General features: G+C 39.0%; 24 protein-coding genes and 3 tRNA genes. 8 read left to right on the top strand and 19 right to left on the bottom strand.

Annotated elements, in window-relative coordinates; genetic code table 11:
• Positions 1 to 10: 10 nt before the first annotated feature.
• The 4 genes from B3600_RS02710 to lysS form a co-directional block, all read right to left on the bottom strand.
• Entirely contained in the window at positions 11 to 391 is a 381-nt protein-coding gene (locus B3600_RS02710) for a methylglyoxal synthase (RefSeq protein WP_046673562.1), read from the bottom strand.
• A gap of 67 nt (positions 392 to 458) precedes the next feature.
• Positions 459 to 1,691: a nucleoside recognition domain-containing protein gene (locus tag B3600_RS02705; RefSeq protein ID WP_046673561.1), complete on the bottom strand. Its 1,233-nt coding sequence runs from the start codon at positions 1,689 to 1,691 to the stop codon at positions 459 to 461.
• Positions 1,692 to 1,722: 31 nt separating this feature from the next.
• A complete protein-coding gene (locus tag B3600_RS02700) occupies positions 1,723 to 2,778 on the bottom strand; it encodes a patatin-like phospholipase family protein (RefSeq protein WP_112376496.1) in 1,056 nt (351 codons plus the stop codon).
• Positions 2,779 to 2,985: 207 nt separating this feature from the next.
• Positions 2,986 to 4,704, bottom strand: a complete 1,719-nt coding sequence (gene lysS / locus B3600_RS02695; RefSeq protein WP_120334298.1) for a lysine--tRNA ligase — start codon at positions 4,702 to 4,704, stop codon at positions 2,986 to 2,988.
• A gap of 325 nt (positions 4,705 to 5,029) precedes the next feature.
• On the opposite strand from lysS, the gene B3600_RS02690 reads away from it, so the two are divergent.
• Complete coding sequence (locus B3600_RS02690) at positions 5,030 to 5,635, top strand: RNA polymerase sigma factor (protein ID WP_046673558.1); 606 nt, start codon at positions 5,030 to 5,032, stop codon at positions 5,633 to 5,635.
• A gap of 14 nt (positions 5,636 to 5,649) precedes the next feature.
• Positions 5,650 to 7,011, top strand: coding sequence for a hypothetical protein (locus B3600_RS02685; protein ID WP_286751993.1), 1,362 nt, complete (start codon positions 5,650 to 5,652; stop codon positions 7,009 to 7,011).
• Between the two features lie 80 nt (positions 7,012 to 7,091).
• Here the strand turns inward: B3600_RS02685 and B3600_RS02680 are convergent, their stop codons facing one another.
• The 9 genes from B3600_RS02680 to B3600_RS02640 form a co-directional block, all read right to left on the bottom strand.
• A complete protein-coding gene (locus B3600_RS02680) occupies positions 7,092 to 7,703 on the bottom strand; it encodes an HAD family hydrolase (RefSeq protein WP_070568850.1) in 612 nt (203 codons plus the stop codon).
• Positions 7,704 to 7,834: 131 nt separating this feature from the next.
• On the bottom strand, positions 7,835 to 11,005 hold the full coding sequence (locus B3600_RS02675) for an efflux RND transporter permease subunit (RefSeq protein WP_046673555.1): 3,171 nt from the start codon (positions 11,003 to 11,005) through the stop codon (positions 7,835 to 7,837).
• A 38-nt stretch (positions 11,006 to 11,043) separates the two neighbouring features.
• Positions 11,044 to 12,201 carry an efflux RND transporter periplasmic adaptor subunit gene (locus B3600_RS02670; protein WP_046673554.1) on the bottom strand — a complete coding sequence of 386 codons (1,158 nt, stop codon included), beginning with the start codon at positions 12,199 to 12,201 and terminating at the stop codon, positions 11,044 to 11,046.
• Positions 12,202 to 12,227: 26 nt separating this feature from the next.
• Positions 12,228 to 13,553 carry a TolC family protein gene (locus B3600_RS02665; protein WP_046673553.1) on the bottom strand — a complete coding sequence of 442 codons (1,326 nt, stop codon included), beginning with the start codon at positions 13,551 to 13,553 and terminating at the stop codon, positions 12,228 to 12,230.
• A gap of 8 nt (positions 13,554 to 13,561) precedes the next feature.
• Entirely contained in the window at positions 13,562 to 14,149 is a 588-nt protein-coding gene (locus B3600_RS02660; protein WP_053003616.1) for a TetR/AcrR family transcriptional regulator, read from the bottom strand.
• 224 nt (positions 14,150 to 14,373) lie between these two features.
• Positions 14,374 to 14,793 (bottom strand): c-type cytochrome, encoded by a 420-nt coding sequence (locus B3600_RS02655; protein WP_286751992.1) that lies wholly within the window; start codon positions 14,791 to 14,793, stop codon positions 14,374 to 14,376.
• Between the two features lies 1 nt (position 14,794).
• Positions 14,795 to 15,442: an SCO family protein gene (locus B3600_RS02650; protein ID WP_286751991.1), complete on the bottom strand. Its 648-nt coding sequence runs from the start codon at positions 15,440 to 15,442 to the stop codon at positions 14,795 to 14,797.
• Between the two features lie 101 nt (positions 15,443 to 15,543).
• Entirely contained in the window at positions 15,544 to 15,966 is a 423-nt protein-coding gene (locus B3600_RS02645; protein WP_286751990.1) for a transposase, read from the bottom strand.
• 40 nt (positions 15,967 to 16,006) lie between these two features.
• The gene (locus B3600_RS02640) at positions 16,007 to 16,504 is read right to left on the bottom strand and encodes a PaaI family thioesterase (RefSeq protein ID WP_070563819.1); all 498 of its coding nucleotides are present in this window, start codon (positions 16,502 to 16,504) and stop codon (positions 16,007 to 16,009) included.
• A 91-nt stretch (positions 16,505 to 16,595) separates the two neighbouring features.
• On the opposite strand from B3600_RS02640, the gene B3600_RS02635 reads away from it, so the two are divergent.
• Positions 16,596 to 17,828, top strand: coding sequence for an MFS transporter (locus B3600_RS02635; RefSeq protein WP_286751989.1), 1,233 nt, complete (start codon positions 16,596 to 16,598; stop codon positions 17,826 to 17,828).
• 244 nt (positions 17,829 to 18,072) lie between these two features.
• Here the strand turns inward: B3600_RS02635 and purN are convergent, their stop codons facing one another.
• On the bottom strand, positions 18,073 to 18,645 hold the full coding sequence (gene purN, locus B3600_RS02630) for a phosphoribosylglycinamide formyltransferase (RefSeq protein ID WP_070563826.1): 573 nt from the start codon (positions 18,643 to 18,645) through the stop codon (positions 18,073 to 18,075).
• A 157-nt stretch (positions 18,646 to 18,802) separates the two neighbouring features.
• On the opposite strand from purN, the gene B3600_RS02625 reads away from it, so the two are divergent.
• Positions 18,803 to 19,297 carry a TlpA family protein disulfide reductase gene (locus tag B3600_RS02625; RefSeq protein WP_286751988.1) on the top strand — a complete coding sequence of 165 codons (495 nt, stop codon included), beginning with the start codon at positions 18,803 to 18,805 and terminating at the stop codon, positions 19,295 to 19,297.
• Between the two features lie 59 nt (positions 19,298 to 19,356).
• Here B3600_RS02625 and clpB read toward each other — a convergent pair whose 3' ends face one another.
• Complete coding sequence (gene clpB / locus B3600_RS02620) at positions 19,357 to 21,957, bottom strand: ATP-dependent chaperone ClpB (protein WP_286751987.1); 2,601 nt, start codon at positions 21,955 to 21,957, stop codon at positions 19,357 to 19,359.
• 271 nt (positions 21,958 to 22,228) lie between these two features.
• On the opposite strand from clpB, the gene B3600_RS02615 reads away from it, so the two are divergent.
• The 3 genes from B3600_RS02615 to B3600_RS02605 all read left to right on the top strand — a co-directional run bounded on the left by B3600_RS02615 (position 22,229) and on the right by B3600_RS02605 (position 22,514).
• Positions 22,229 to 22,301: transfer RNA gene (locus B3600_RS02615), tRNA-Thr, on the top strand.
• A 34-nt stretch (positions 22,302 to 22,335) separates the two neighbouring features.
• Positions 22,336 to 22,408: transfer RNA gene (locus tag B3600_RS02610), tRNA-Thr, on the top strand.
• Between the two features lie 33 nt (positions 22,409 to 22,441).
• A tRNA-Thr gene (locus B3600_RS02605) sits at positions 22,442 to 22,514 on the top strand.
• 41 nt (positions 22,515 to 22,555) lie between these two features.
• Here the strand turns inward: B3600_RS02605 and B3600_RS02600 are convergent.
• The 3 genes from B3600_RS02600 to B3600_RS02590 all read right to left on the bottom strand — a co-directional run bounded on the left by B3600_RS02600 (position 22,556) and on the right by B3600_RS02590 (position 25,039).
• Complete coding sequence (locus tag B3600_RS02600; protein WP_286751986.1) at positions 22,556 to 23,968, bottom strand: alkaline phosphatase; 1,413 nt, start codon at positions 23,966 to 23,968, stop codon at positions 22,556 to 22,558.
• Between the two features lie 89 nt (positions 23,969 to 24,057).
• Complete coding sequence (locus tag B3600_RS02595; RefSeq protein WP_286751985.1) at positions 24,058 to 24,711, bottom strand: NAD(P)H-binding protein; 654 nt, start codon at positions 24,709 to 24,711, stop codon at positions 24,058 to 24,060.
• Between the two features lie 85 nt (positions 24,712 to 24,796).
• On the bottom strand, positions 24,797 to 25,039 hold the full coding sequence (locus B3600_RS02590; protein WP_046673541.1) for a hypothetical protein: 243 nt from the start codon (positions 25,037 to 25,039) through the stop codon (positions 24,797 to 24,799).
• Between the two features lie 208 nt (positions 25,040 to 25,247).
• Between B3600_RS02590 and B3600_RS02585 the strand changes: the two genes are divergently transcribed.
• A complete protein-coding gene (locus B3600_RS02585; RefSeq protein ID WP_046673540.1) occupies positions 25,248 to 25,433 on the top strand; it encodes a hypothetical protein in 186 nt (61 codons plus the stop codon).
• Between the two features lie 51 nt (positions 25,434 to 25,484).
• Here the strand turns inward: B3600_RS02585 and B3600_RS02580 are convergent, their stop codons facing one another.
• On the bottom strand, positions 25,485 to 25,937 hold the full coding sequence (locus B3600_RS02580; RefSeq protein ID WP_286751984.1) for an Lrp/AsnC family transcriptional regulator: 453 nt from the start codon (positions 25,935 to 25,937) through the stop codon (positions 25,485 to 25,487).
• Between the last annotated feature and the right edge of the window lie 117 nt (positions 25,938 to 26,054).

Below are 26,054 nucleotides of genomic sequence, written 5' to 3'. Positions count from 1 at the left end.
GCGATAGAAATTAGGATTCAACGTCTTCTAATAGACCTTCAATGATAAGGCTTCCAGTTGCAGGATTTGTTGCCAAAGGGACATTGTAAAGATCACATACACGCATAAGCATTTGAATATCTGGTTCATGTGCATGTTTTCCTAGTGGATCGCGAAAGAAAATAATGCCGTCCACTTTTCTTTCGGCGGCTAAAGCTGCGATCTGTGCATCACCACCCATGGGGCCACTTAATTTCAATTCTACAGGCAGTCCTGTCTGCCTGACATAAGAGCCTGTAGTACCTGTGGCAATGATATTGGCGCGCTCCAATAATTCCTGGTGGTCTTTGACAAATGCGACCATTTCAGGTTTTTTGCCGTCGTGGGCTATTAGTGCGATTGTTTTTTTCATCACAATATAATAATTTGTAAATAGTTGACATTGTTATAACAGCAGACCTTTCTGTAGTATAAGTATGTTATTTAAAAAATATGTATGAGATAATTATTGCTGCGATTACACCGGCTAATTCGGCTAATAATGCACATGGTAAAGCATGCCTAGTACGTTTTATGCCCACTGCACCAAAATATACGGCGAGGACATAAAAAGTAGTTTCTGTCGATCCTTGTATAACACAAGCAACCCTGGCAGCGAAGTCCATTGGACCTTTGGCATTCATCAAATCGACCATAAGTCCACGTGCACCGGAGCCGCTGAGCGGTTTCATAAAGGCTACCGGTAAAGCGTCTACAAAGGATGTGTCTAGACCACATAATGCGATGGCTTTGGAAATTCCAGCGACCATATAGTCCATCGTTCCTGATGCTCTGAATACCGCAATACCAACAAGCATGGCGACAAGATAGGGGATTATTTTTACAGAAACTTCGAAGCCCTCTTTGGCACCTTCAATAAATGAATCGTACACATTTACTTTACGGAAAAGAGCCAAACCTATGAAAGAGGTAAATAAGCTGAATAAAATAACATTACCAAACACTTTGCTGAATATTTCAATTTCTGTTTGTTGCAGTCCCGAAAAGTAATAAAGTAGTCCACCGATAAATAATCCCATTGCACCCAGGTATCCTAGAATTACACGGTTAAATAAATTGATTTTTTGATAGATGGAAACGAGAATCAAAGCCACCAATGTGGAAAAGAAGGTTGCGATCAAAATTGGCAGAAATACATCTGAAGGGTCTGGAGCACCAGCTTCCTTCCGATAAGCCATAATTGAAATAGGCAATAGGGTTAAGCTAGATGCATTGAGCACAATAAACATGATCTGTGCATTGGTAGCGGTTTCCTTATTGGGATTGAGCTCTTGGAGTTCCTTCATCGCTTTAAGGCCCAATGGCGTTGCCGCATTATCTAATCCCAACGCATTAGCCGAGAAATTCATCAGAATTGAGCCAAGTGCCGGATGATTTCTGGGTATTTCCGGAAATAGTTTATGGAAAAAAGGGCCCACGATTTTTGCAAAAATATTGATCATACCGCCTTTCTCGCCAATTTTCATAATTCCAAGGGCAAAACTCATCATGCCGATCAGCCCTAAAGAGATTTCCGCCCCCGTTTTTGCACTGTCAAAGATTGAATTTACAATTTGCTGAAAGATTTCCGTATCTCCGAAAAAGATTAGTTTTACAAGGGCTACGGCAAATGTGATTAAAAAAAATGCAACCCAAACGTAGTTTAATGCCATATAGATTTAAAATATGCGTAAAAGTAATCTTTTAGAACTTATCCATCAACTGGCTCCATGGATTTTTCTTCTTATTTTGACTCTTTTCCTTAATGAGGTGTGCAACGATATAATCCAATGTATCCTCGTGCTCACTGATCATTTTATCGGATAGGGAAATCAACTTCTGTATATTATTGGGCGAGGCTGCATCTAGCGACGCATTGATACTAGACAAGTTGGAAGGCTCTATGCGCAGATAATTTTGTTGCTTGCCATTATTTTGGAATAGTTGCCGAATAAAAAATTCGGTACTCTCGGAAGATGCACTTGTCATAATGTCAACTAAAGCGGGGCCGATTTGTATAGCAAGTTTCTTCTTAAAATGTTCGTAGTTATAAGCTGTCTTTGATATTCCCGTACCTAAGGATACCATAAACATGTCGTTTATCTGCGTGCTGTTAAAAGCCTTTAAAACTTCAAGTAAACCACATATGGAGGGGTTTTGAGCAAACACACCGCCATCAATCAACGGATATCTTGTTTTTGAAAGGGAATAGATCTCTGCAACAGGAAAAAATGTGGGCGCAGCGGATGTCGCCTTGCAGACGTCTTTGAGGTAGAAATCCCGTGCTTCGCCATGCGTAATTGCTTTTTGCTGCCTGAAAAAATGATTTTTCCGTAATTCAATGTTATATGCAGTGATGATACATGGTTTGATAAGATGGCTCAATTGTGCATTTTGAAAATATTCATCCAGGACATTCGATAATGGATTCGACGAATACAGCTCACTGACCAGGCCAAATCCACTCAGAAATCGACGCCATTTGGAGGCCGTGAAAATTTCAGTTCCATGGTTGACGAATAAGTTTAACGCATCTCGAGCTGAAAATTTAGGATGCGCGGGATTGCCTTCTTCTGGATACAAGAGAATGCTCGTTAGAATTCCGCCGCTGCTTGTACCTGCAATAAAGTCAAAGTAGGAGGCAATCCGTGCATTAGGATCCATCGTCTGCTTTTGCAACTTCTCTTCGAGAGCCACAAGAACCATTGCAGGAATGATACCCCGGATACCACCGCCGTCAAGCGCGAGAATATTCTTCATAAGCTAAAAATTGATTTAGTTAACGATATGTAAATATAATAAATGTCTACAATTGGCAGGAGTCATATATTGGTGACAATTGTCAGCGATCCTGTGCTTCAATGCATAGCGAATCTATTTGTAAATACTTTTACAAATTTGCCCTAAACAAAAAAAGCTGCCTCAATAAAATTTGAGACAGCTTTTTTAGCTAGCATAGATACCGATTTAATTGAACCAAGCAAATACTTCGTCTTTCGTTGGCATATTGATATCTAGTTTCAGTTTTTTACGCATACCACCAAGATCATTAAAAACCTTGTTCGGATTCGCTTCTTTTAAAGCTTCAATGGTTGTAAAACCCATTTTTTGTAAAGCAGGAACCCAGGCCGCAGGAATGCCTTGTTCCTCATAATCTTTTACTTCTGCTACTTTGGCGACTTTTTCAGGTCTCATTTGTGGGAAGAAAAGAACTTCTTGGATTGACGCATTATCGGTCAAGAACATGATTAAACGGTCCATACCGATTCCAAGTCCAGAGGTCGGCGGCATTCCATATTCCAATGAACGTAGGAAATCCTGATCAATAAACATGGCTTCATCATCACCTTTTTCAGAAAGACGTAATTGATCTTCAAATCGTTCACGTTGATCAATTGGATCATTAAGCTCTGAATAAGCATTGGCAATCTCTTTTCCACAAACCATCAGCTCAAAACGCTCGGTTAAATCAGGATTATCTCTGTGCTTCTTCGTTAAAGGAGACATTTCTTTTGGATAATCTGTAATGAATGTTGGCTGGATGTAGTTTCCTTCACATTTTGCGCCGAAAATTTCATCGATCAATTTGCCTTTACCCATGGTTTCGTTTACGTCGATGCCCATTCCTTTGGCGGCAATACGGATTTCGTCTTCAGATTTTCCAGTAATATCAAATCCAGTGAATTCCTTAATGGAATCTGTCATCGATATCCGTTTATACGGTGCTCTAAAGTCAATTTTATGTTCTCCGAAGGTAGCTTCAGTTGTACCGTTTACAGCCAACGCACAATGTTCTAACAGACGTTCTGTAAAGTCCATCATCCAGTTGTAGTCTTTATAGGCTACATAAATTTCCATTGCGGTAAACTCTGGATTGTGGGTACGGTCCATTCCTTCATTACGGAAGTTTTTAGAAAATTCGTATACACCATCAAATCCACCAACGATTAGTCTTTTTAAATAAAGCTCGTTGGCGATACGAAGATATAATGGAATATCTAAAGCATTATGGTGTGTAATAAACGGACGTGCTGCAGCACCGCCTGGAATGGATTGCAGGACAGGTGTTTCTACTTCCATATAACCCGCGTCGTTAAAGAACTGACGCATCGCATTGAAAAGCTTCGTACGTTTGATAAATATGTCTTTGTTACTTGGATTTACGATCAAATCCACGTAACGCATTCTATAGCGTTGCTCTGGGTCTGTAAAGGCATCAAAAGTTTTACCTTCTGCAGATTTAACGACAGGTAGGGGACGTAGCGATTTGGATAAAACGGTAAGTTCTTCTACGTGTACTGCAATAGCCTCGGTTTGTGTTGTGAAGACATAGCCTTTGATACCAACGATATCTCCGATATCCAATAGCTTTTTGAAAACGACATTGTATAGGTCTTTATTCTCATCAGGACATACATCGTCACGCTTAATATAAGCTTGAATACGTCCGGTAGAGTCTTGAATTTCAAAGAATGAAGCACTACCCATCACACGACGACTCATGATACGTCCAGCAATGGTAATGTTCTTATAATTCAATTTATCTCTATCGTAATTTTCTAAAATATCAGCAGCATGTGCATTGACGACAAATTCGTTTGCTGGAAATGGATCAATTCCCATATCCAACAACGATTGCATCGCTTGTCTTCTAAGTTGTTCCTGTTCGGATAATACAGTACTCATTCGGTATGAATAATATTTAAAATGTGAAAATCACGCAAAAATAGCCATTTTTTTCAATTCTTTTTATGGATTTTTTTTGAAAACGCTGTAGCGAAAGGAAATGGCATTTCGTTATATGGATAAAAATAGTTAAATAGTGATATTATTACAAGGGGACATTCGGCTATTTGATGTTGAGTTTTATAATTTTAATTTCGTTATCTCCTCGAAAAAAACGTTCATCTTGAAGGGGAGAATTCGATAGATTGTTTACATGGCATATGTTATTGATTGCATATGAAAGGCAATTTGTCTAAGTTTGAAACTTAATAATTAAATGGTTTAAGTGGGTATAATTCGGTCATATTTTTATAACAAGAAGCTATCATCTTTACAGGATGCCTTAGAACGTTGCTTACGCGATCGTGAGGACGGCAAGGCCTTCGTTTATAAGAAGTATTATGGTTATCTCATGGCTATTATTATTCGTTATGTTAAGCAGGATGTGGACGCGGAAGAGCTTGTAAATGAAAGTTTTGTTCGGGTATTTCGGAAATTAGAATCATTTAATAGGGATATTGATGATGAAAATCTCGAAAAATCATTTAGAGCCTGGATAGGGCGAATTGCTGCCAATATTTCGATTGATTTTTTACGAAGTAAAAAGCAGTTTTATTCGGTTGAAGATTTGGGAGAAGGGGATATGCATACTCCTGCAGTACAATTGGACAGTCGACTAGAGGTCAATGAGATTATGCGTCTGCTCGATCAGCTCCCCGAAATTCAAAAAACTATTTTTAATCTCTATGAAATTGAGGGTTATTCGCATGATGAAATAGCCCAGATGCTTAACATACCAGATAGTACGTCAAGGACTTATCTGACGCGAGCGAAACAAAAACTTAGAAAATTATACTTGGATTATACAGGCGTAGTTCAAGAAATAAGATAAATAGTGTTGTTACGATGAAAGACAATAAGAAAAAGGAATTGATAGAAGAGATCATTGGACAATTAAAGGACCATGAACTACCTTATAAAGAAGGTTCCTGGGAGAAATTTGCCTCAAGTTATGGCGTTTCAGCACATCGTTCTTCGAATTGGAAATACTGGAGTGCTGCTGCGGCCGTGTTATTGTGTTTTGGTGTGGGGTATTGGGGGCTAAAGAAGAATGTGGAGACTGATTTACCAGAAGTAGTGTTAACACATCTGCCGGAACAGGAAGATGTGTTAGGCGACAACAAAGATTTAAAAGAATCCATCCAGCGTTCATTATCGGATATTAGGGGCGGTAGGGCTTTAAGTCCAGAGGTATTAGCACTGCAAAAGCCCTATACCTATTCTGTACCAACGGCTCATCCGACAGAAAGTTTGGGTAATCACCACTTGGTATTAGGTGCTGGGCGATTAATGCAGGGGCAGGATGTGACTGTATCAGCCGATTTAGGAAGACTGCAGTCCATGCAATTGAAAAATAATTCATTTTCAGCGCAGGTTGGCGTACCTGATAATGAAGCGGAACGGGCAAGCGCGTCAACAAATAACACGTTGACGAATAAAACCGTTATTGCATCGACCAATTCAGGGCTAATCCCGCCTGTTAATCAAACGCAACGTGACGCTGTAAAACTCGCGCAATTGTATGATGCGCAACAAGGGAGAACAAGAACTAGTGTTGTTCACACGAACATTAACCAAGATAAGAAATGGGAAATGGGCGCTTTTGTATCACCTGCTTCTACGTCGGAAAGTATAACGTTGGGGGGCGGGGTCGCACTAGCCTATAATATTTCGAGTAAGGTAAGTCTTCGTTCGGGAGCTTCCATTCAACATTATGGAGCTGTTTCGGGTAATTCACCCATTACTCCTGCAATGGGATCAAATTCTCTTAATGCGGATGCGCCAAATTATATTTCTCAATCGAATTTGAATAATTCCTTTGCGATGCGGGCAGCAGATGCAAAAGATGCAAAGAGTAATGAACGGGTTTCAGGTAAAATCCTAACAGTTGATATCCCATTGGATGTTAGATACGCGATAAACAAGAATTTCTATACCTCAGTCGGTGTATCCTATGTTGGTGTATTGGATCAGGAACGGGCAACGATCTATGAAACAAATAATACGGAGTACAGACAAAAATCTCAAGACAAAAATGTTGATGATAAAGGTGTGAACGGCTTTATTAATTTTTCAGTTGGTCGGAAACAGAAAGTTGGAAAATTATCCATTTCTGTAGAGCCTTATTATAAAGCTCCAATCGGAAATTTGAAATCATCCGATTTGAACTATAGCAACGGGGGAGTGAAAATAATTACTAGTTTTTAAATAGCATAATGTTATAAAAAAAGCCGCAGTAAGCTTGAAGTTTACTGCGGCTTTTTTTATAGTCTGCAAATTAGGGTTTATTAAATTTCATCAACGCGAACCCAACCCATTCCTGCGGCTTTCGCACCTTCAACTCCAGGGGTCCCGTCTTCGTAGACCAGGCATCTTTCCGGAGCAATATTCAATTGAGCAGCTGCCAAAAGAAAGGGTTGTGGTGAAGGTTTTCCCTCAGCTGTATCTCCAGCACAAACCAGTGTTTCCAAATCATCCCATACACCAATGGTGGTTAATGTCATGGATAAGGTTGTTCTGGTTCCTCCTGAAACGGCAGCGATGTGTTTTTTACCTTTCTGATATTTTAGATGTTCAACAACGTAATCTACAGGCTTAGTCTTGAAAACATACTCGTCTCGAAAAATAGTAGACTTTAGTGTGGAAAATTCTTGATAATCGAAATCTACCTCATAGCGTTTGCTGATTTCCTCTGCAACAGCCACAGTGGGCCATCCGGCAGTTTCATCAATCAAATTGACGTCCAACTCGACTCCGTATTGTTTGGCTGCAGCTTTATAGGCTTGTTTATGTGCGTCCATATTATCTGCCAGGGTACCATCGACATCAAATAATAGTGCGTCGTAGGATTCGGCAAGAAGGTTTAGTAATTCAAATTTTCGTTGTGATTCAGGTGACATATACTTTTAATAGTGAGCAGTAAAAATAAAAAAATATAATTGGACGAGCAAAAAAGAAGCCTTTCCCTTGTTACAAGGAAAGGCTTCTTGCTGTTAGCTCCGTGGGGATTCTTCACAGAGGCAGCGTATAATTAGTGTGAACTTAAATTTTTCGCTTTCTCTTCATCGAAATTCGCTTCTAATTCAGCCAATTTTTTCTTACCGTATGCCATACGTGTAATCACAACGAATAGTACCGGAACGATAAAGATCGCTAGGAGTGTGGCTGCAGTCATACCACCAAATACCGTCCAACCGATTGTTTGGCGAGAAATTGCTCCAGCTCCATGAGATAGCATCAATGGAATAATCCCCAAGATGAAGGCAAAGGACGTCATGATAATTGGGCGTAGACGCAATTTTACAGCATCTAATGTCGCTTCATAAAGGTTCATCCCGATATCAACCCGTTCCTTAGCAAACTCTACGATTAGAATCGCATTCTTGGCAGCAAGTCCAATGATGGTGACCAGACCAATCTGTGCATAGATGTTATTATCCAATGTAGGGATTAATGTTAGGGTTAATATGGCCCCAAATACACCTAAAGGAACAGATAATAAAATAGAGAATGGTACAGACCAACTTTCGTATAATGCGGCTAAAAGCAAGAACACAAACAGGATACACAACGCAAAAATTTGGACAGTTTTTGATCCCGATTGCATCTCTTGCAACGACAGACCGGAGAACTGATAGTCAAAACCTTCTGGTAATGTTTGTGCAGCTACTTCTTGTAAGGCTTTCAAAGCATCTCCTGATGAGTAACCAGGGGCCGAACTACCATTGATCTCTACACTTCTAAAGATATTGTAGTGATTGATGATCGAAGGCATAGTCATCAATTCATACTTAACCAGCGTACCCATAGGTACAGGGTTTCCCGACACATTATTGACATACAATTTGTTGATGTCTTCAATATTCATACGGTACGGGATATCAGCTTGTGTGACGACACGGTAACTACGACCATACTTTGTAAAATCATTCACATAGCTACTACCCAAATAGGATGATATCGTCGAATAAATACTGGAGATAGGCACGCCCATGCGTTTTGCCTGTTCGCGGTTCACTTCCAATTTGTAGTTGGGAGAGTTGGTATTAAATAGGGTATAAGCCATGCCAATTTCTGGACGTTGGTTGGCAGCCATCAAGAATTTGCCGACTGTCGCTTCGAAATCTTTGATATTTACCGTCTGTAAATCCTGTACCTGCATAGAGAAACCTCCAGATGTACCTAGACCCGGAATTGCTGGTGGCGTTACCGCCAACACCCTTGCTTTGGTATAGCCCTGGTATTTACCCATAATCATACCAGCGATATCGTTTGCCGTGCGTGTACGGGTTTCCCAAGGTTTAAGCGAAACGAACACTGTTGCACCATTGGATTTAAACGCGCGGTTCAAAATATTGATACCGGAAATTGCAGTAACATACTTGATTTCTGGAAATGTCTTGTGTAGATCGGCTTCAATCTCTTTAAGAACTTCATTTGTACGCGCAGAAGAAGAACCTTCTGGCAATGTAATACCGGCGAAAAATGCACCACCATCCTCTGAAGGAATAAATCCAGTTGGTTTGGTTGTAAACATCCAGCCTGTTCCGATAAAAATACATAACAGAATAATCAATACCAGTGGTGCTTTTTTGATAGCCTGTTTTACACCATTTGAGTACCTGATGGTCACTTTTTCAAACCAAATATTAAATTTGTAGAAAAATTTATTCAAACCTTTAGCGCCTTCATGTACTGCTGTCGGCTTTAATAAAATTGAACATAATGCTGGGGTTAACGAAAGTGCGATAAATGCAGACAGCATAACGGATACTGCAATGGTGATTGCAAACTGTTGATATAATTTACCAACCATTCCAGGGATAAAACCAACCGGAACGAATACCGCAGCCAAAATTAATGCAATTGCAATAACCGGAGCAGTGATATCGCCCATGGCACGACGTGTCGCTTCTTTTGCATCCAGTTTATAATGGTCAATATAGTGCTGGACGGCTTCCACCACAACGATGGCATCATCCACCACAATACCGATGGCCAATACAAAGGCAAGCATGGTCAGGTTGTTGACCGAAAAGCCAAACATTAGGAAGAAGATGAAAGTACCGATGATGGATACGGGGATTGCCAGTACGGGAATTAATGTTGCTCTCCAGCTTTGAAGGAAGAAAAATACCACGACCGTTACCAGAATCAATGCTTCAACCAAGGTGTGGATAACCGAAGAAATAGAGGCATTCACAACCGACACCGTCTCATAACTGATCGTATAATCTACATCCGTTGGAAAAGATTTCTTTAATTTTTCCAAAGCATCGACAATACCTTTTGCGGATTCTACGGCATTTCCTCCTGGGGTTTGATTGATCATCATCGCAGATGAAGTCATACCATTTACGGTAGATGATGTACCATAATTAAATTGACCCAATTCAACACGCGCAACATCCTTTAAGAGTACGATAGATCCATCTTTATTGGTTTTTACAACGATGTTTTCAAAGTCCTCGGGATTTGAAAGATCACTATCGGTAATGATCGGATATTCAAATACCGTCGAAGACTCTTGTGGACGTCCACCAACGCTACCACCAGGTATACGGGAGTTTTGTTCGGCAATTGCTGTGGATACATCAGCAGGAGTCATGCTCAGGTTGGCTAATTTATTTGCGTCAAGCCACACGCGCATCGAGAATGGTTGCCCGAAAGCCGTTACATCACCGACGCCTTTCACACGCAAAAGTGCATCTTTAACGTATAAGTTGTTGTAATTGGCCAAGAAATTTTCACTTCTAGTTCCTTTTGGTGAAGTTAAAGCAACCAACATCAAGATATCGTTATTGGCTTTACGGGTTGTAATCCCCAAACGTCTTACCGCTTCCGGAAGGGCTGGTTCAGCAATTCCTACGCGGTTTTGGACGTCTAAGGTCGCGATATCAATATCTGTTCCCACTTCAAAGGTCACGGTAATTGTTGCTTGACCATTTGACGTACTATTGGACGACATATAAATCATGCCAGGTGTACCATTGATCTGACTCTCAATAAGAGTAGTCACGGTTTGTTCAACCGTCTGTGCATCCGCTCCCGTGTAATTGGCCGTAACCGTTACTGTTGGAGGTGCAATAGAAGGATACTGGCTAATTGGCAATGTAGATACTGCAATGATCCCGATAATTGAAATCAATATCGAAATAACGATTGCGGTAACTGGCCTCTTAATAAATACTTCTGAAATCATTCTATATCTTTTAGATTCTCTTTAAAAAATTAATGGTGTTATTTTCCTTGAGGAGCGCCTTTTGCAGCCTGTTGGGCAGCGACAGCAGCGTCAACTACTTTAACTCCATTTTGGACATTCATGGCACCATCGACAACGATTTTCTCACCATCTTTAACACCTTCTTTGATCACAATTTTGTCACCGGCTTTAATACCTAATTTTACTTGGCGAATTTCAGCTTTACTGCTATCATTTACGGTATAGAGGTTAAATACGCCAAGCTGTTCGAAAACGGCTTTGTAAGGAACCACAACTTCTTCCGTAGCTGAGGTTGTCGATACATTCATCGTAATATTCATACCAGCCCGCAATTCGTTGGCATTGTTCGGGAAAGTAGCGCGCACTTTGATCGTCCCGGTTGCAGGGTCAACTGCGCGGTCAATGGTTGTGATCGTTCCTTTGCCTTCATAAGTGCTTCCATTTGGCAATACAAGAGAAAGATCGGATGATGAATGGCTACTTTGCAGTTGGGTAAATTTGGTAATATCCTTTTCATTTACCTGAAATTCAACAGCTATTGGGCTAGTTGAAGACAAGGTATTCAATAGGGTCGTACCTGGATTGACCAAGGCGCCCAAACGTACCTGTGATATTCCTACGGTACCACTAAAAGGAGCCCGAATGGTCGAACGCGATAAGTTTGTATTCGCGGTGACCAAAGCTGCACGAGCAGACTCTACTTGTGCCTGCGAAGCGGCTACATTCGAAACTGCATTGTCAAATACCTGCTTCGCAATCGCATCTTTATCGGCTAATGTTTGGTAGCGCGCTAGATCTCTTTTTTGCCGGTCCAAATCCGTTTGTGCTACCTGTAAGCTTGCTTTAGCTTGTTGGACAGCCGCATTGTAGCGTGTTCCATCAATTTCATAAAGCGCTTGTCCTGCGGAAACTACTGCGCCGTCAGAAACATATATTTTGGTGATATAGCCGCTTACTTCCGCATATAGATCTGCTTCGTTCAACGGTTTGACTGTTGCTGGATAGCTGATTGTACCTGTAACAATCTCATGTGATGCTACGCCAAAGCTGACAGGAACAACTTTTTCAGCCTGAGCCTGTGCTGCACCTTGCTTTTTTGCATCCTTATTTCCACAAGAGGTCCATACTAATGCCGTCCCAAGGAAGAAAGCGAATAATAATTGTCTTTTATTCATGATTTGTATTAGTTTCCGTTTATTGATTAATTTGTGTGGATTGCCCCAACTGCTTTCTGAACATCTAATTTACTTGATAATAGTGCATAGAGGGAGTTCAAATAATTAAGTTGCGTTGTTTTGAGATCAGTTTCTGCTGTCATTAGATCGAGGTAAGTTTTGATACCTTCGTCATATTGAAGTTTGATGGTCTCGTATACTTCTTTGGAGAGTTCCACATTTTCTTTAGCTGTTTTCCAATCATTTAAGTTAGCATTATAGGTTGCTCTTGCCAGCGAATACTCTGTGTTAATGCTATTTTCTAAATTTTTGATGTCCCAGTCAATTCTTTCTTCCTGCAATCTGGACTTATTGATTTGTTTTTTACGTTTAAATCCGTCGAAAATTGAAAAAGAAACATTTAGGCCGGCAACTGAACCCGGGAAATTATCGGAGTAAAGTTTACTAAATTTATCATTTCGATAGTTGAAAGCGTAATTATAAAAAGCACTTACACTTGGTAAATATGTCCATTTATAGTATTGCGTGCTCAACTGCTGGATTTTTTTGGATGTTTCCAATTGTTGGAATTCAATTCGATTAGAGACATTTATTCCAGCAGTTGTGTCTAACAAAATTTCTGATTCCATATTGCTATTGTCAAAGGATAGCGTCAAATTTTTGCTTTTATCCAAAGCTAGCAATTGTTTGAGGTATTCGTATTTATATTTGCGAAGCTCAACCGTTCTTTTCTCGTCTGCATTCGAATTTGCCAAAGCAATTTGTGCTCGCTTATAGTCGGTCTTATCGACTAAGCCCACATCGTATTGAGACTTTGCATCTTTCAATTGTTTTTGGAGGCGAGCGATATTTTCTCGTACAATCTTGATCTGCTCTTCCGAAGTTAGGATATCATAATAGGCTTTGCTGACCTCTACAACAGCGGTGATCTTTTTGTTCTCCGTATTTTGTTTATTGCCAAGACGTACCAATTCTGCCGCTTTCTTCGCCTGCATTAGCTCTGGATTTAGGATCTGTTGATCCGCTTGAAGCGTTAATGCACTTGCATTGTTCTGCCCCATTTTGATATTATTTCCGCCAATATTTGCTAATGGAACAATGACATTATAATTATAACTTCCTTTTAGACCCAATTGTGGATACCAACCTGAAAGAGAGATGTCAATATCCTTTTCACCGATGGTCTCGTCCAATTGCGCTTGTTTTACAGCGATTTGATTACGTAAGGCGTAATCAATCAGCTGCTGAAGTGTTGCATTTGCCGGCAAGTTTTCAGATTGCTGTTGTGCAAATCCTGTATTACTCAAAAGCGATAGGGCCGCTAAGGAATAAACGATTTTATTAAACTTCATATATGTAATTAATTATTTTTTTCTCTATTAATAGCCCCATCCCAAATAATCCCCATTAAGTCCTCCACATTTTGTTCGGAAAACTTGAGATCTTTAAATTTGATGCTGTGAACAGTTGATAGTGCCACGCCAATGTAACTTGCCACCAAAAGATGGACATCTACCTGCTTCAAAATTTTTCGATCAATGCCTTCCTGTAAAAAATCAACAACTTTGTTTTGCCCCCCCACAGGTTCTTGTATCTCAGCTTTGTTCTTCTCGTAATAAGGGGAGGAAAAAAACTGCTCAAAAAAACTAAAGATGTGCCCGTTCTCTAGATAGAACTTGACAAAGTTGCGCCAAATATGAAAAAATGAGTCTTTATAGTCGAAATCATCTTTTATACCATCAAAAATATACTCATTGAGTAGTGTTCTACAATGTTTGAACAAACCAAAAATTAGATCGTCTTTTGACGGGAAATAATGGTAGATAGTCCCAATTGCTACATCAGACTCTTGTGCGATTTTGCTCATCGGCGTTCCATGGAAGCCGTTTGTTTGTATAAGTTTTAGTGTGCTGGCAAATACTGCCGCAATTTTTTCATTGGAATTCATCAATCGAACGTTCATTCGGTTGCAAAATTAACGATTAATTTGGATCCAAAATGTCAGAATATTGTTATAAATCAATAAATATAAAACGATTTGAATCAATAATACAATAAGGAAAAAGAGATGAAATTGTTTTCGTATTTTTATTTTTTTTTGATCGGTGGAGGGGAGGTAGAGGTGAAGGATCGCAAATAGAAAAGCGGTGATTTGATTAAATCACCGCTTTTCTATTTGCAACCTTTTAAACTTTTCTCAACATCTTCCAAAGGATATAAATTTTTCCCTTTGTTGATCTTGGTATTGATATAGGTTAATACATAAGCGATATCAATTGCGGAAAGATTTGAAGCGGGCATGGTATTATTAAACTTTTTACCCGCAACTTCAAGTTCACCAGAAGTTCCGTGCTTGATGATGCAAGCAAGATCTTTACGATGAGTTTGCAGAAAGGTGGTATCGGTTAGGGGCGGATAGAGATTGCCCAATCCTTCACCTTTCTCTCCATGACAATTTTGACAATGTGTTCGGTATACCTTTTGACCGTTGACCGCATATTGCGCAGTTTTGATATCAACTTCATGCTGACAGCTTATCAAGACCGCTAAAATAGCACCAATTGTTATACCTGTTTTTAAGAGAATGTGCATGTTATTTTTTATCCTTGCTCAAGAGTAAAGGTAAGTCGTTCATCAGTTTTTTTACTTGCTCATCATTTGTACCGTCGTAGGCGCCCCGAATTCGCTTATCTTTGTCTATTAAGACAAGGTACCCCTGATGATCGTAACCTCCAGGCGCATTTTTATCTTCAGCGGTATAAACCAGGTATTGATTGGCTAGGCCATATATTTCTGCTTTAGTCCCCGAAACAAATTGCCAGTGATTATTGGTTACACCCAATTTATTGGCATAATCTTTCAGTACGTAGGGTTGATCGTATTTAAAGTCTATACTATGGGACAGGAAACGAACTTCTTCATTATCCTTGTATTGCTGGTATATCTTTAATAGGTTGCGATTCATCGTCGGACAGATACTTGGACAATGGGTAAAGAAGAAGTTGGTGATATATACTTTACCCTCAAAATCTTTGTCTGAAATCATTGTACTATCCTGATTGAGCAGTTTAAAAGGCGGAATAGTATGATAGACTGTATCTACGATTTGTTTTCGATCAACTGTTTTTTCTACAGCTTCTCTTTCGCCATAGATGGGTAAGCTTGTCTGGCTATTGTTTTTACAGGAAAATAAACCGAGTAAAAGACCAGTTGCGCAGTAAAATTTAGTTATGGATCTCATGTATTTAATAGTTTTGTTTGTTAAAGCTTGATTCCATCTTTACACGAACAACTTAATGTTAACCTAAAGAGGGGCGGACTGTGTTATTTGAATTTTTGGATTTAAAAATTCTTTAATTTGTCTTGGCTTTCTTTAGCAACATTATCAAATATTTTTTTCATATCACTTACTTTTTGAAGCTCTGTTTCAAAATATTTAACATCTGTTGAATCTGGGTTATATCCTTTCATCCAGTCCATCATATGGTCTGTAGCACTTTCTAAATTAGCTTTCAATGTGCTTAGCTCTTTTCTTGTTAAATTGGTGTCTAAATCAGCCTTAGTTGTTTTTAGGTTTTTTAAATTTGCCAAAATAGAATCTATCTTAACAGCATCGCGGTCGAAATGAGCGATTTGAGGCATAATTTCATCATGTATCTTAATAGTTGAATCTTGCAGGGCTTTTACACCTGTTGCACCATTTCCCTGGGTTCCACATGCTGCTATTGCCAAGGATGCGATAGCTACAAACGCGATTTTATTCATGTTTTATGTTTTTTGGTAATTGGACAAATATATTAATTTCTTATGGCTCAATATTTCGATTTCTGGAAGGGAATGTAAAATTCAAGTCACGAATATAGGTTTCACAACGTACCGTGGCACAGAGATCGCCAGACTTATCTTTAATTTCCAGGGTAAAATCCTTTACTACTTTGCCTTTTGTGCGGATAATATGAGCACATTCTTCAAGGATTTCCTCTGAGAGTTGCACAGAATATTCCACGCTGGTTTTGCCGGGTTTCTTAAAGGTGATCTGTGATGATTTTAACCAAGCAACGGTTTTCTTAAAGCCAATTTTTTGAAGGTATTGGTCGATTAGGATAGGGAAGATGGGGTCTGCTGCAGAAAAGATTGTTCCACCAAAGAGTGTTTTGTTGGTATTGATGTTGAATGGTGTTTTATATATTTTTACTTTGGCACCTTGGAAGCCAGGACTAATTTTTTTTACCCAGATTCCTTGAAATAGAAAGGGCGGGTAAATACGTAATAGCCATGTTAAGGCAAGTGGACTATATCTCATGATGCAAAAATAAAACAATGTGTCGGATTATTTTTCGAAATCTTGGTTTTATAGCTTCACTATGGTATTTTTACAGATCAAAAAACCTAAAATGTCAACAATAAAAGAAAAACAACCCAATAAAAAAGTGTGGTTACTGGTTATGATTGCGTCACTGGGCTATTTCGTCGATATCTATGATTTGATTATTTTCTCCATCGTCCGTATTCAGTCCTTCACTGATATTGGCGTCCCTGCGGAAGAGATGCGGGTAAAAGGTGAATTTGTGCTCAATATGCAAATGGGCGGTTTGCTGTTGGGTGGAATTCTTTGGGGGATTATAGGGGATAAATTTGGACGTTTAAAAGTGCTTTTTGGATCGATTCTTTTATACTCTGTAGCGAATATTGCAAATGGTTTTGTACATGATGTGCTTATTTATGGTATTATTCGTTTTATAGCGGGCGTTGGTTTGGCCGGAGAACTGGGGGCGGGAATTACCCTGGTTTCTGAAAGTATGCATAAATCAAAACGCGGTTATGGGACCATGTTGGTTGCCGGTGTCGGTGTTTTAGGCGCTATATTGGCCTATTTTGTCTCGGAAGAATTTGACTGGCGGACGGCCTACTTTGTCGGTGGTGGAATGGGCTTACTGTTGCTATTGTTGCGCATTGGCTCTTTTGAATCAGGATTATTTAAGGAGCAAGATAAATCGGGTGTTGTGAAAGGGGATATTCGCATGCTTTTCACAAATAAAAGCCGCTTAAAACGGTATGTCAACTGTCTATGCATTGGTCTTCCAATCTGGTTTGTTGTCGGTGTTTTGGTTACTCAAGCTCCGGAGATCGGTAAGGCCTTGGGGGCTGCAGGTACACTGAGTGCTGGTCAAGGGGTGATGTTTACCTATATCGGTATTTCTATCGGGGATGTACTGGCAGGAATATTCGCACAGATTTTAAAATCCCGCAAAAAAGTGGTGTTTATATGTCAATTAATTATCATTGGAAGTTCACTATGGTATTTATTGAGTGATGGTATTACCGCGACGAAGTTTTTAAGCCTTGCCTTTATAATGGGCTTAGGAGTAGGGTATTGGGCAACCTTTGTGACTATCTCAGCGGAACAATTTGGTACAAATCTTAGAGCAACTGTCGCAACGACGGCCCCCAATTTTGTACGGGGTGCACTCATTCCGTCAACAATGCTATATGGACTTCTAGTAAATGCATTTGGAATTGTGCCAGCAGCAATTACAATGGTTGTCGTTCTTTCGGGTATAGCAATTTATTCGTTGACCCAGTTAGAAGAAAGCTTTGATAAAGATTTAGACTACCTGGAAGAGTAGTCAATAAATAGCTATTTTTTTCGTCCCGGACATTTTTTACAGCGTTTGCCTTCTTTATATTTTTTGCAACACTTTTTAAAGCAGGCACAAGAAAAGTCAGAAAAAGGGTTCATAGCCGTATTCCGAAACTGAAACAACCCAGCTTTATTTTCTGACTCATCGATCTCCAACACAGATTCAATAACTTCGTTCATAATACAAAGTTACAATTTGTTTAAAACAATTCTAAATAATAGAATTGTTTTTACATTTTTTTGATCAGATTTTCAATTATTTTAGGGAAGTACTGATGTTCGAGTTGCTGTCCTTTAAATTTAATAATGTCTAAAGTATCGTTGGGATCCACTTTGAATCGTGCTTGGTATATAATTTCCCCCTCGTCGAAATGTTCATTTGCGAAATGGATCGTAATGCCATGTTCCTCTTCCTTATTGGCCAAAACGGCTTTATGTACATGGTCACCATACATACCTTTGCCACCATATTTTGGTAGGAGAGCAGGATGTATATTTATAATTTGATTTGGAAATGCTTTCAGCAGGTTATTTGGAACGAGCCAAAGAAAACCCGCCAAAACAATCAGATCAATATTTAAGTTTTTAAGAATGTTGACAACGTTGTCGGTTTTGTAAAATTCGTCACGATCAAATATATGTGCAGGTATTTCAAAATTGTCGGCTCGTTGAATAACGTAAGCATCAGGGTTATTGGATAAAATCAAGGCAACCTCAGCTTCATCTGAATACTTGAAATGTTCCATTATTTTTTGAGCATTGGACCCTGAACCTGAAGCAAAAATAGCAATTCGTTTTTTCACGATTAATAAGTATTAATAGATTTGATCGATTTAAAAATTAGCCCAAACTTACGGATTTTTTGTAAAAAAACTAAAATAATAGTTGACTGAAGCGCATTTTTAAGTATTATTGATTAAAATTAATTGAATAGTCACTGTTGGTTTAAATTTCTTTAACATGAGGTTCCTTTGTTCCCTATTTTTTGTAAGTGTATTTTTCTTATTTAAACCTGTTTTTGCACAGGTACCCAAAACACTTCCATCGTTTACTTTTGAGGAGGTCTATCAGGCCAGCAAGTTTAATTCAGACAGGCTTCCAAAATCGGGCTATATTGTGTTGGATTTTTACGACCCGGGTTGTGGCCATTGCCAGAAAATGGGGGCTGGTATCGCACGCAATTTGTCCAAATTCAAGAATGTATCCTTCTATTTTATCTCCATGAATGATAAGCCTTATGTCGATGGATTTATTAATATGCATGCGAAGGCATTGAAAAGTGCCCCAAATGTCAAATTCTTGTTTGATGCTGGAACTCAATTTATTGAAAAATTTAAGCCAAGCAATTACCCATCGCTCTATATCTATGACGCAAAAACCAAAGTATTGGTACAGCATTTGGACGGCGAAGACGATGTAAACAAGTTGTTAAAAGCTTTAGGTATTACAGGTTAAATGTTTAAAAATTAACAATAAAAAAAGAACGTCCGACAGTACTGTCGGACGTTCTTTTTTTATTGTTCTTGTTTATTGATGAACACAAATTTACCGTCGAATACATCCAGACGAATAATCGAATCGCGATTTACTTTTCCGGATAAAATTTCCTTTGATAGTTCATTTAAAATTCGTTTTTGAATAACACGTTTTAGTGGCCTAGCCCCATAAATTGGGTCATAACCAAGCTGTGCCAACCAATCCATTGCTTCATCAGAAGCCGTAATGAATATATTTTGTTCGGCCAGCTGTTTCTGAACATGTGCAAATTGTAAACGAACAATATCTCCAATTTCGTCTCGATTTAATGGCGTAAACATAATCACTTCATCGATACGGTTCAAAAACTCGGGGCGAATCGACTGTTTTAAAAGATCGAAGACCTCATTGCGTGTTTTGGCGATAATTTCATCCCTATTATCATCGGTCAGATGACTGAAATTCTCCTGTATAATGGTTGACCCCGTATTGGAGGTCATGATGATAATGGTGTTTTTGAAGTTTACCGTACGACCTTTGTTGTCTGTAAGATGGCCATCATCCAATACCTGCAATAGGATATTGAATACATCGGGATGAGCTTTTTCAATTTCATCTAACAAAACAACAGAATAGGGTCTTCTTCGGACTGCTTCAGTCAACTGTCCGCCTTCATCATAGCCGACATATCCCGGAGGCGCTCCGATTAAACGAGACACGGCGTGTCGTTCTTGATATTCCGACATATCAATACGAACCATGGATTGTTCGTCGTCAAATAAGAACTCGGCAAGTGCTTTTGCAAGTTCGGTTTTTCCGACTCCGGTAGTCCCCAAAAATATGAACGATCCTATTGGTCGTTTCGCATCATTTAATCCAGCACGTGATCGACGAATGGCATCGGAAATAGCTTCTATTGCTTCATCCTGACCGGCGACACGTTTATGAAGCTCTTCCTCCAGATTCAATAATTTTTCGCGTTCTGATTGAATCATCTTGCTCACAGGTATTCCTGTCCATTTTGCGACAACATCAGCAATGTCTTCTGAAGTAACTTCTTCTTTGAGCATACGCTTGCTTTCTTGTTTTTCAGCGAGTTCAGCCTTTAGTTTGTCTACTTTTTCTTGCGCTTCTTTAATTCGTCCATAACGAAGTTCTGCTACCTTTCCATAGTCTCCGGAACGTTCGGCCTGCTCAGCTTCGAGTTTGTAGTTTTCAATATTCTCAATCTCTTGATTGACATTGTCAACAAGACTCTTTTCTTCTTGCCATGACGCTCTTAAGGTATCTCTTTCCGCAGATAGATTAGCGATACTTTCCGATAATTCTGCAACTTTTTTATCGTCATTTTCACGTTTCAAAGCTTCACGCTCAATTTCCAATTGCATGATACGACGTTCAAGCTCATCGACAGCTTCCGGTACAGAATCCATTTCAAGGCGCAATTTGGATGCTGCCTCATCAATTAAATCAATCGCTTTATCTGGTAGAAAACGATCGGCAATATAGCGCTGTGACAATTCCACGGCAGCAATGATAGACTCATCCAGAATGCGTACTTTATGGTGTGTTTCGTAGCGTTCTTTTAGGCCACGGAGAATGGAAATGGCATCTTGCGTGTCAGGTTCTTCAACCATAACTTTCTGGAATCTGCGCTCCAATGCTTTATCTTTCTCAAAGTATTTTTGGTATTCGTTTAAGGTTGTCGCTCCAATTGCACGTAGTTCACCTCTAGCTAACGCCGGTTTGAGGATATTAGCCGCATCCATTGCGCCTTCACCACCTCCAGCACCTACCAATGTATGGATTTCGTCGATAAAAAGTATAATGTCTCCATTGGAATCGGTAACTTCTTTTACAACCGCTTTTAGACGTTCTTCAAATTCACCTTTATATTTAGCTCCGGCAACCAAAGCGCCCATATCTAAGGAAAATACAATCTTAGATTTTAAGTTTTCGGGTGCGTCGCCTTTTATAATTCTGTAAGCAATACCTTCCGCAATAGCCGTTTTACCAACCCCAGGTTCACCGACAAGTATCGGGTTGTTTTTGGTACGACGGGAGAGTATTTGCATCACACGTCGAATTTCTTCATCACGGCCGATGACGGGATCCAATTTGCCGGACTCGGCATATTCATTTAAATTTCGGGCATATTTCCCCAGTGCATTGTAGGTGGCCTCCGCATTTTGATCAGTTACCCGACTGTTTCCGCGCAATTCTTTTATGGCGGTCTTTAAGTCTTTTTCTGTAACGCCCTGTGACTTAAGTAATGTTGAGGTCTTATCAGAAGTTGCCAGAATACCCAATAATAAATGTTCTACCGAGACAAATTCGTCATTGAATTCTTTGAGATAGCCCTGTGCTTTCTGAAGTGCATTGTTGGCATCGCTACTTAAATAAATATTGCTGCCACTGACCTTCGGAAAACCTTCAATTTGTTTATCTAGTTCCGTTCCGAGATAGCTGATGTTGACATTTAACTTTTTTAATAAGTGGCTGACAACATTTTCATCCACTGTGAGTAAAGCTTTTAAAATATGCGCTGTCTCAATCGCCTGTTGTTGATGGCCAGCCGCAATTTCGGAAGCTTTTTGTATAGCCTCTTGGGCTTTAATTGTATAGTTGTTAAAATTCATTTTTATTCTCTTATTTAAAGTTTCGTTGATACATATGGGTTATAACAATTGAAGTGCCATTCGGGTTTTAAGCCATACTTCGGAAAAAATGGCAATAATTTTTATTGAATCATGACAAATTTTCAGTTATTAAAAATAATGCGCTTGATTTTTAAATAATTGGCTTAGCAGGGTATAAAATTCTTGAAATCGACTTGCATTTTTGGTTTAAGCTTTCGATATTTGCAGCATCTTAAAACGGTCAGACGTTATAAGATTGAAAAGAAGTAACGCCTCTTTAGCTCAGCTGGTAGAGCAACTGACTTGTAATCAGTAGGTCATTGGTTCGATTCCGATAAGAGGCTCTTTTAAGCAACATGCATTAAACTTCTTTAAAAAGCCTCTTTAGCTCAGCTGGTAGAGCAACTGACTTGTAATCAGTAGGTCATTGGTTCGATTCCGATAAGAGGCTCTTTTAAGCAAAATGCATTAAACTTCTTTAAAAGCCTCTTTAGCTCAGCTGGTAGAGCAACTGACTTGTAATCAGTAGGTCATTGGTTCGATTCCGATAAGAGGCTCAATAAAAAGATCCCCAAGATTTCTTGGGGATCTTTTTTGTTTAGTCTAAACTAAGTTTTGCTGATGCAGCGATTTTCTTTGGTATATCTGTGTTATCCATTTTCTGGTTGAATTGTTCGGAGCCAACTCCGATTGCATATACCGGTGCATAGGCGGCCGAATGGTTATTTGAGGCCCAGCTTATTGATCCCATCCGATTTAAGATTGAAATACTCAATGCGGCTATCTTGTCGTCGCTTGCGTAAAGGCTTTTTGCGGTTTCATTTTGATGATCGACAAAGCTTTTTTGATAGGCAGCTTCTAAAGCACTACGATCAGTTTCATGGATTGTAATTTTGGAAAATAAACCAGTTTGATCAGCGATGAGGTTCTTTAGATCATCCCATGTTGCATTTGGATTATTCTTGCGGAGCTTGCCAATTGCGTTCGAAAGTTCTGATTGCGAGGTTTTTTGTTGAGCTAAGAATTTTGTTTTCAGGGAAGAACTTCCATTACCGACACCTAATCCTCCTGTTTCATGGTCCGCTGTAACCACTATAAGTGTTTCATTGGGGAACTTTTTATAAAAATCATAGGCAAGTTGTGCGGAGGCATTGAAATCTAATACTTCCTGAATAGTGGTCGCAGCATCATTTGCATGGCATGCCCAGTCAATTTTTCCACCTTCAATCATTAAAAAGAAACCATTCGTGTTGTCTTGATGTAGTGAATTAATAGCTGCAGATGTGATATCTGCCAATTTTAGATCACCTGGCTTTTGGTCGATGGCATATTTAAGGGCATCTACAGGAGTGCCATCTGAATTCATCAATATAATCTTATCTGATTTATTGGGTAGTTGTACATAAGCATCTTTTCCTTTAAGCACTTTATAGCCGGCTTTTTCTAAGATAGGGAAAAGTGATGGTGCCTTTTTGTGATCAAAGGTTGTTTCGGGTTTGAGAAAATTGGATCCGCCAAAAAAATCGAAATTGGACGTTACAATTTCTTTGCCGATTTCATAATACATGTCACGATCGGGTTGATGGGCATAGAATGAAGCAGGGGTGGCGTGGTCTATGCTGACGCTTGTAATTATACCGACTTTCTTTCCTTTTTGTTTCGCGGCATAGGCTATACTCTTATAGGAAACTGTTCCGGTACTGTCCATACCGATCACTCCATTTTTGGTTTTTTTTCCGACGGCTAATGCGGTACCTCCGGCACCAGAGTCCGTTACTCCATTGGAGAGTGAATGCGTGGAGGCAAATCCAACATGGGGGAATTGGGTAAAAACAAGTGGGATTGGGTTATTTTTCTGCTGTATTTCAGCTTGATGGATTTCGGTAAGGTTAACTTGGTTGAGGCCCATACCATCTCCAATTAAATAAAAGATGTATTTTGCTTCTTGACCAAAAGAGGGGAAAACATGTACAAAAACGAGCAGGAACAGAAATAAAATGTGTTTTTTCATTTGAATAGTTGTTATTTTAAAAAAACACAAATTACAGTCCTAGCATTAGCTTATTGTTAATTCAATATTATGAATTATTTTTAGTTGTTTCAACTGTTTTCTGCCGCTAATGTCTTAATTTCTTTCACGCTTAGGGTATGGCTGCCTGTTGTATATTGATTGACTGCCTGTAACATTGCCTTAGCAACTTGTTCTACTGAAAGTGCTTCGTATTTTTTGAATAATCCAATTTTATTGAAGATACGAAGGGCGGTTATAGCTGTTTTTTCACCCATGCGATCTGTATTTGGCCGGATTAGTCCTCCCGGCTGGAAAATAATAAGTTTATTGAAATTAAGCGCTTTAATATCCTGTTCAAGGCTTCCTTTCATGCGGTTGTAAAAAATTTTTGAAGCCGGATCAGCAAGGACAGCCGATAATAAGAGAAAGGTAGGAAAACCATTCTTTTTGGACAATGCCGCAAATTGCAGATTAAGATCATGATCAATTTTCCATTGTGCATCTTTACTACCTGCGGTTTTTAAAGTAGTGCCAAGGCAGGATATCGCGACGTCGCCTTGTATCACTTGCTCAAAGTCAGTTAAATTTTCGAAATCTACGATGACCTGTTTTAATTTCATGTGCTCCTCAAACGATACACGCCTTAAAAGCAAAACAATTTCTGTTATTTCATCCGATTTCAACATCAATTGAACGAGCGCCCTTCCTGTAGCACCAGATCCGCCAATTAGAACTACCTTCATTATTTCCTTACTTATTTTCTTTACGAACTACCCTGAATTAAAGCTTGATTATGGAGAGTTATTTGCTCCAGTGATTGAATCGTAATTAGTCTTTATAATTAGGCTTGCCAGGAGTAAAACGTACAATGGATTGATCCAATCGGAGGGTATCTGCTACAGTAATCAAGTCTTCTTCAACGATAAAATTTTGATCAATAGCTGTCTTTATTGTGGTAAAATCCTCTTGATCGGCATCCTGAAAATAGAGGAGGGATTGAATAGTAGATACAGCCACCAGTTCGAGTAATTCGTCTTCACCTTCGTATCCAACGTAGAAAAAATCTGCCATAATAATGATATTTGATGTTATACGAATATACTTTTTTTATTTTTAAAATTTGTCAATTAGCGTGAGAACTTATTGAATTGTGATATAGGCTATGTCAAAAAGTTGTTGAAATTTGAGTTTCTTTTAGACAGATGTGGGGAGCCATAGTAAAATACATTATATTTGATATAGTCATTTTAAAGATAATTAACAATAAGTTTTGATAACAATGGATAAAGAGCAGATACAAAATTGGTTAGACAATGGATATGACATCCTTCATCATGGAAGACCTGTGAAGGTTGAAGGTGATTTGTGGGATTACATCGATGGCTTAGGAAGTTATGAAAATGTGTATGTTTTGCGGGAGTTGATCTATTGGACGGAAGAGGAGTTGGCAAATATCGGTAAGTAGCGTGAGACCCTGAAAAATCGGGTTCAGGATCTCATTGGCTGTTGTCTTGTACTAGAATATAATATTACGTTTGAAGGCACAGCCTAACTCAATAAGGGAATCTGTTTTTGCAATTCCTGGAATGCTATCGATTTTTTCATAGAGCAATTGCCGCATATGCTCGTGATTTTTAGCAATAATTTTCACATATAAGGTGTAGTTGCCCGTAATATAGTAGCATTCTGTAACTTCTGGTATTTTTTTGAGCTCTTCAATAATTCTGCTCGAGTCGTGATCTTTTTCTAAACTTAGCCCCGTAAAAGCACCCCAATCATAGCCTAGCTTCTTTTCATCCAATACAGGCTTTATACCTGTCAGTATTCCTTGTTCTGTCAAACGGTTGATTCGTTGATGAATCATGGTATTGGATACCCCCATGGCTGTTGCTATTGCAGAGTAGGCCATTCGTCCATCTTCGTCTAAATATTTTAAAATCTGTAGATCAAAGTCATCGATACTGTTCATTGTAAATACGGTTTAAAAGTTAATTTTGATATTTAAAAGCTAATTTAGCGTTAAATTTTATTTATTCTATGGTAAAATAGTAAAAATTGTATATTTGTTATTATTAGAAAAAACTGA

Origin of the sequence: Sphingobacterium sp. UBA2480 (assembly GCF_002341965.1) — a bacterium.
Taxonomy (GTDB): domain Bacteria; phylum Bacteroidota; class Bacteroidia; order Sphingobacteriales; family Sphingobacteriaceae; genus Sphingobacterium; species Sphingobacterium multivorum.
This window is presented reverse-complemented; position numbering and strand designations above follow the sequence as displayed.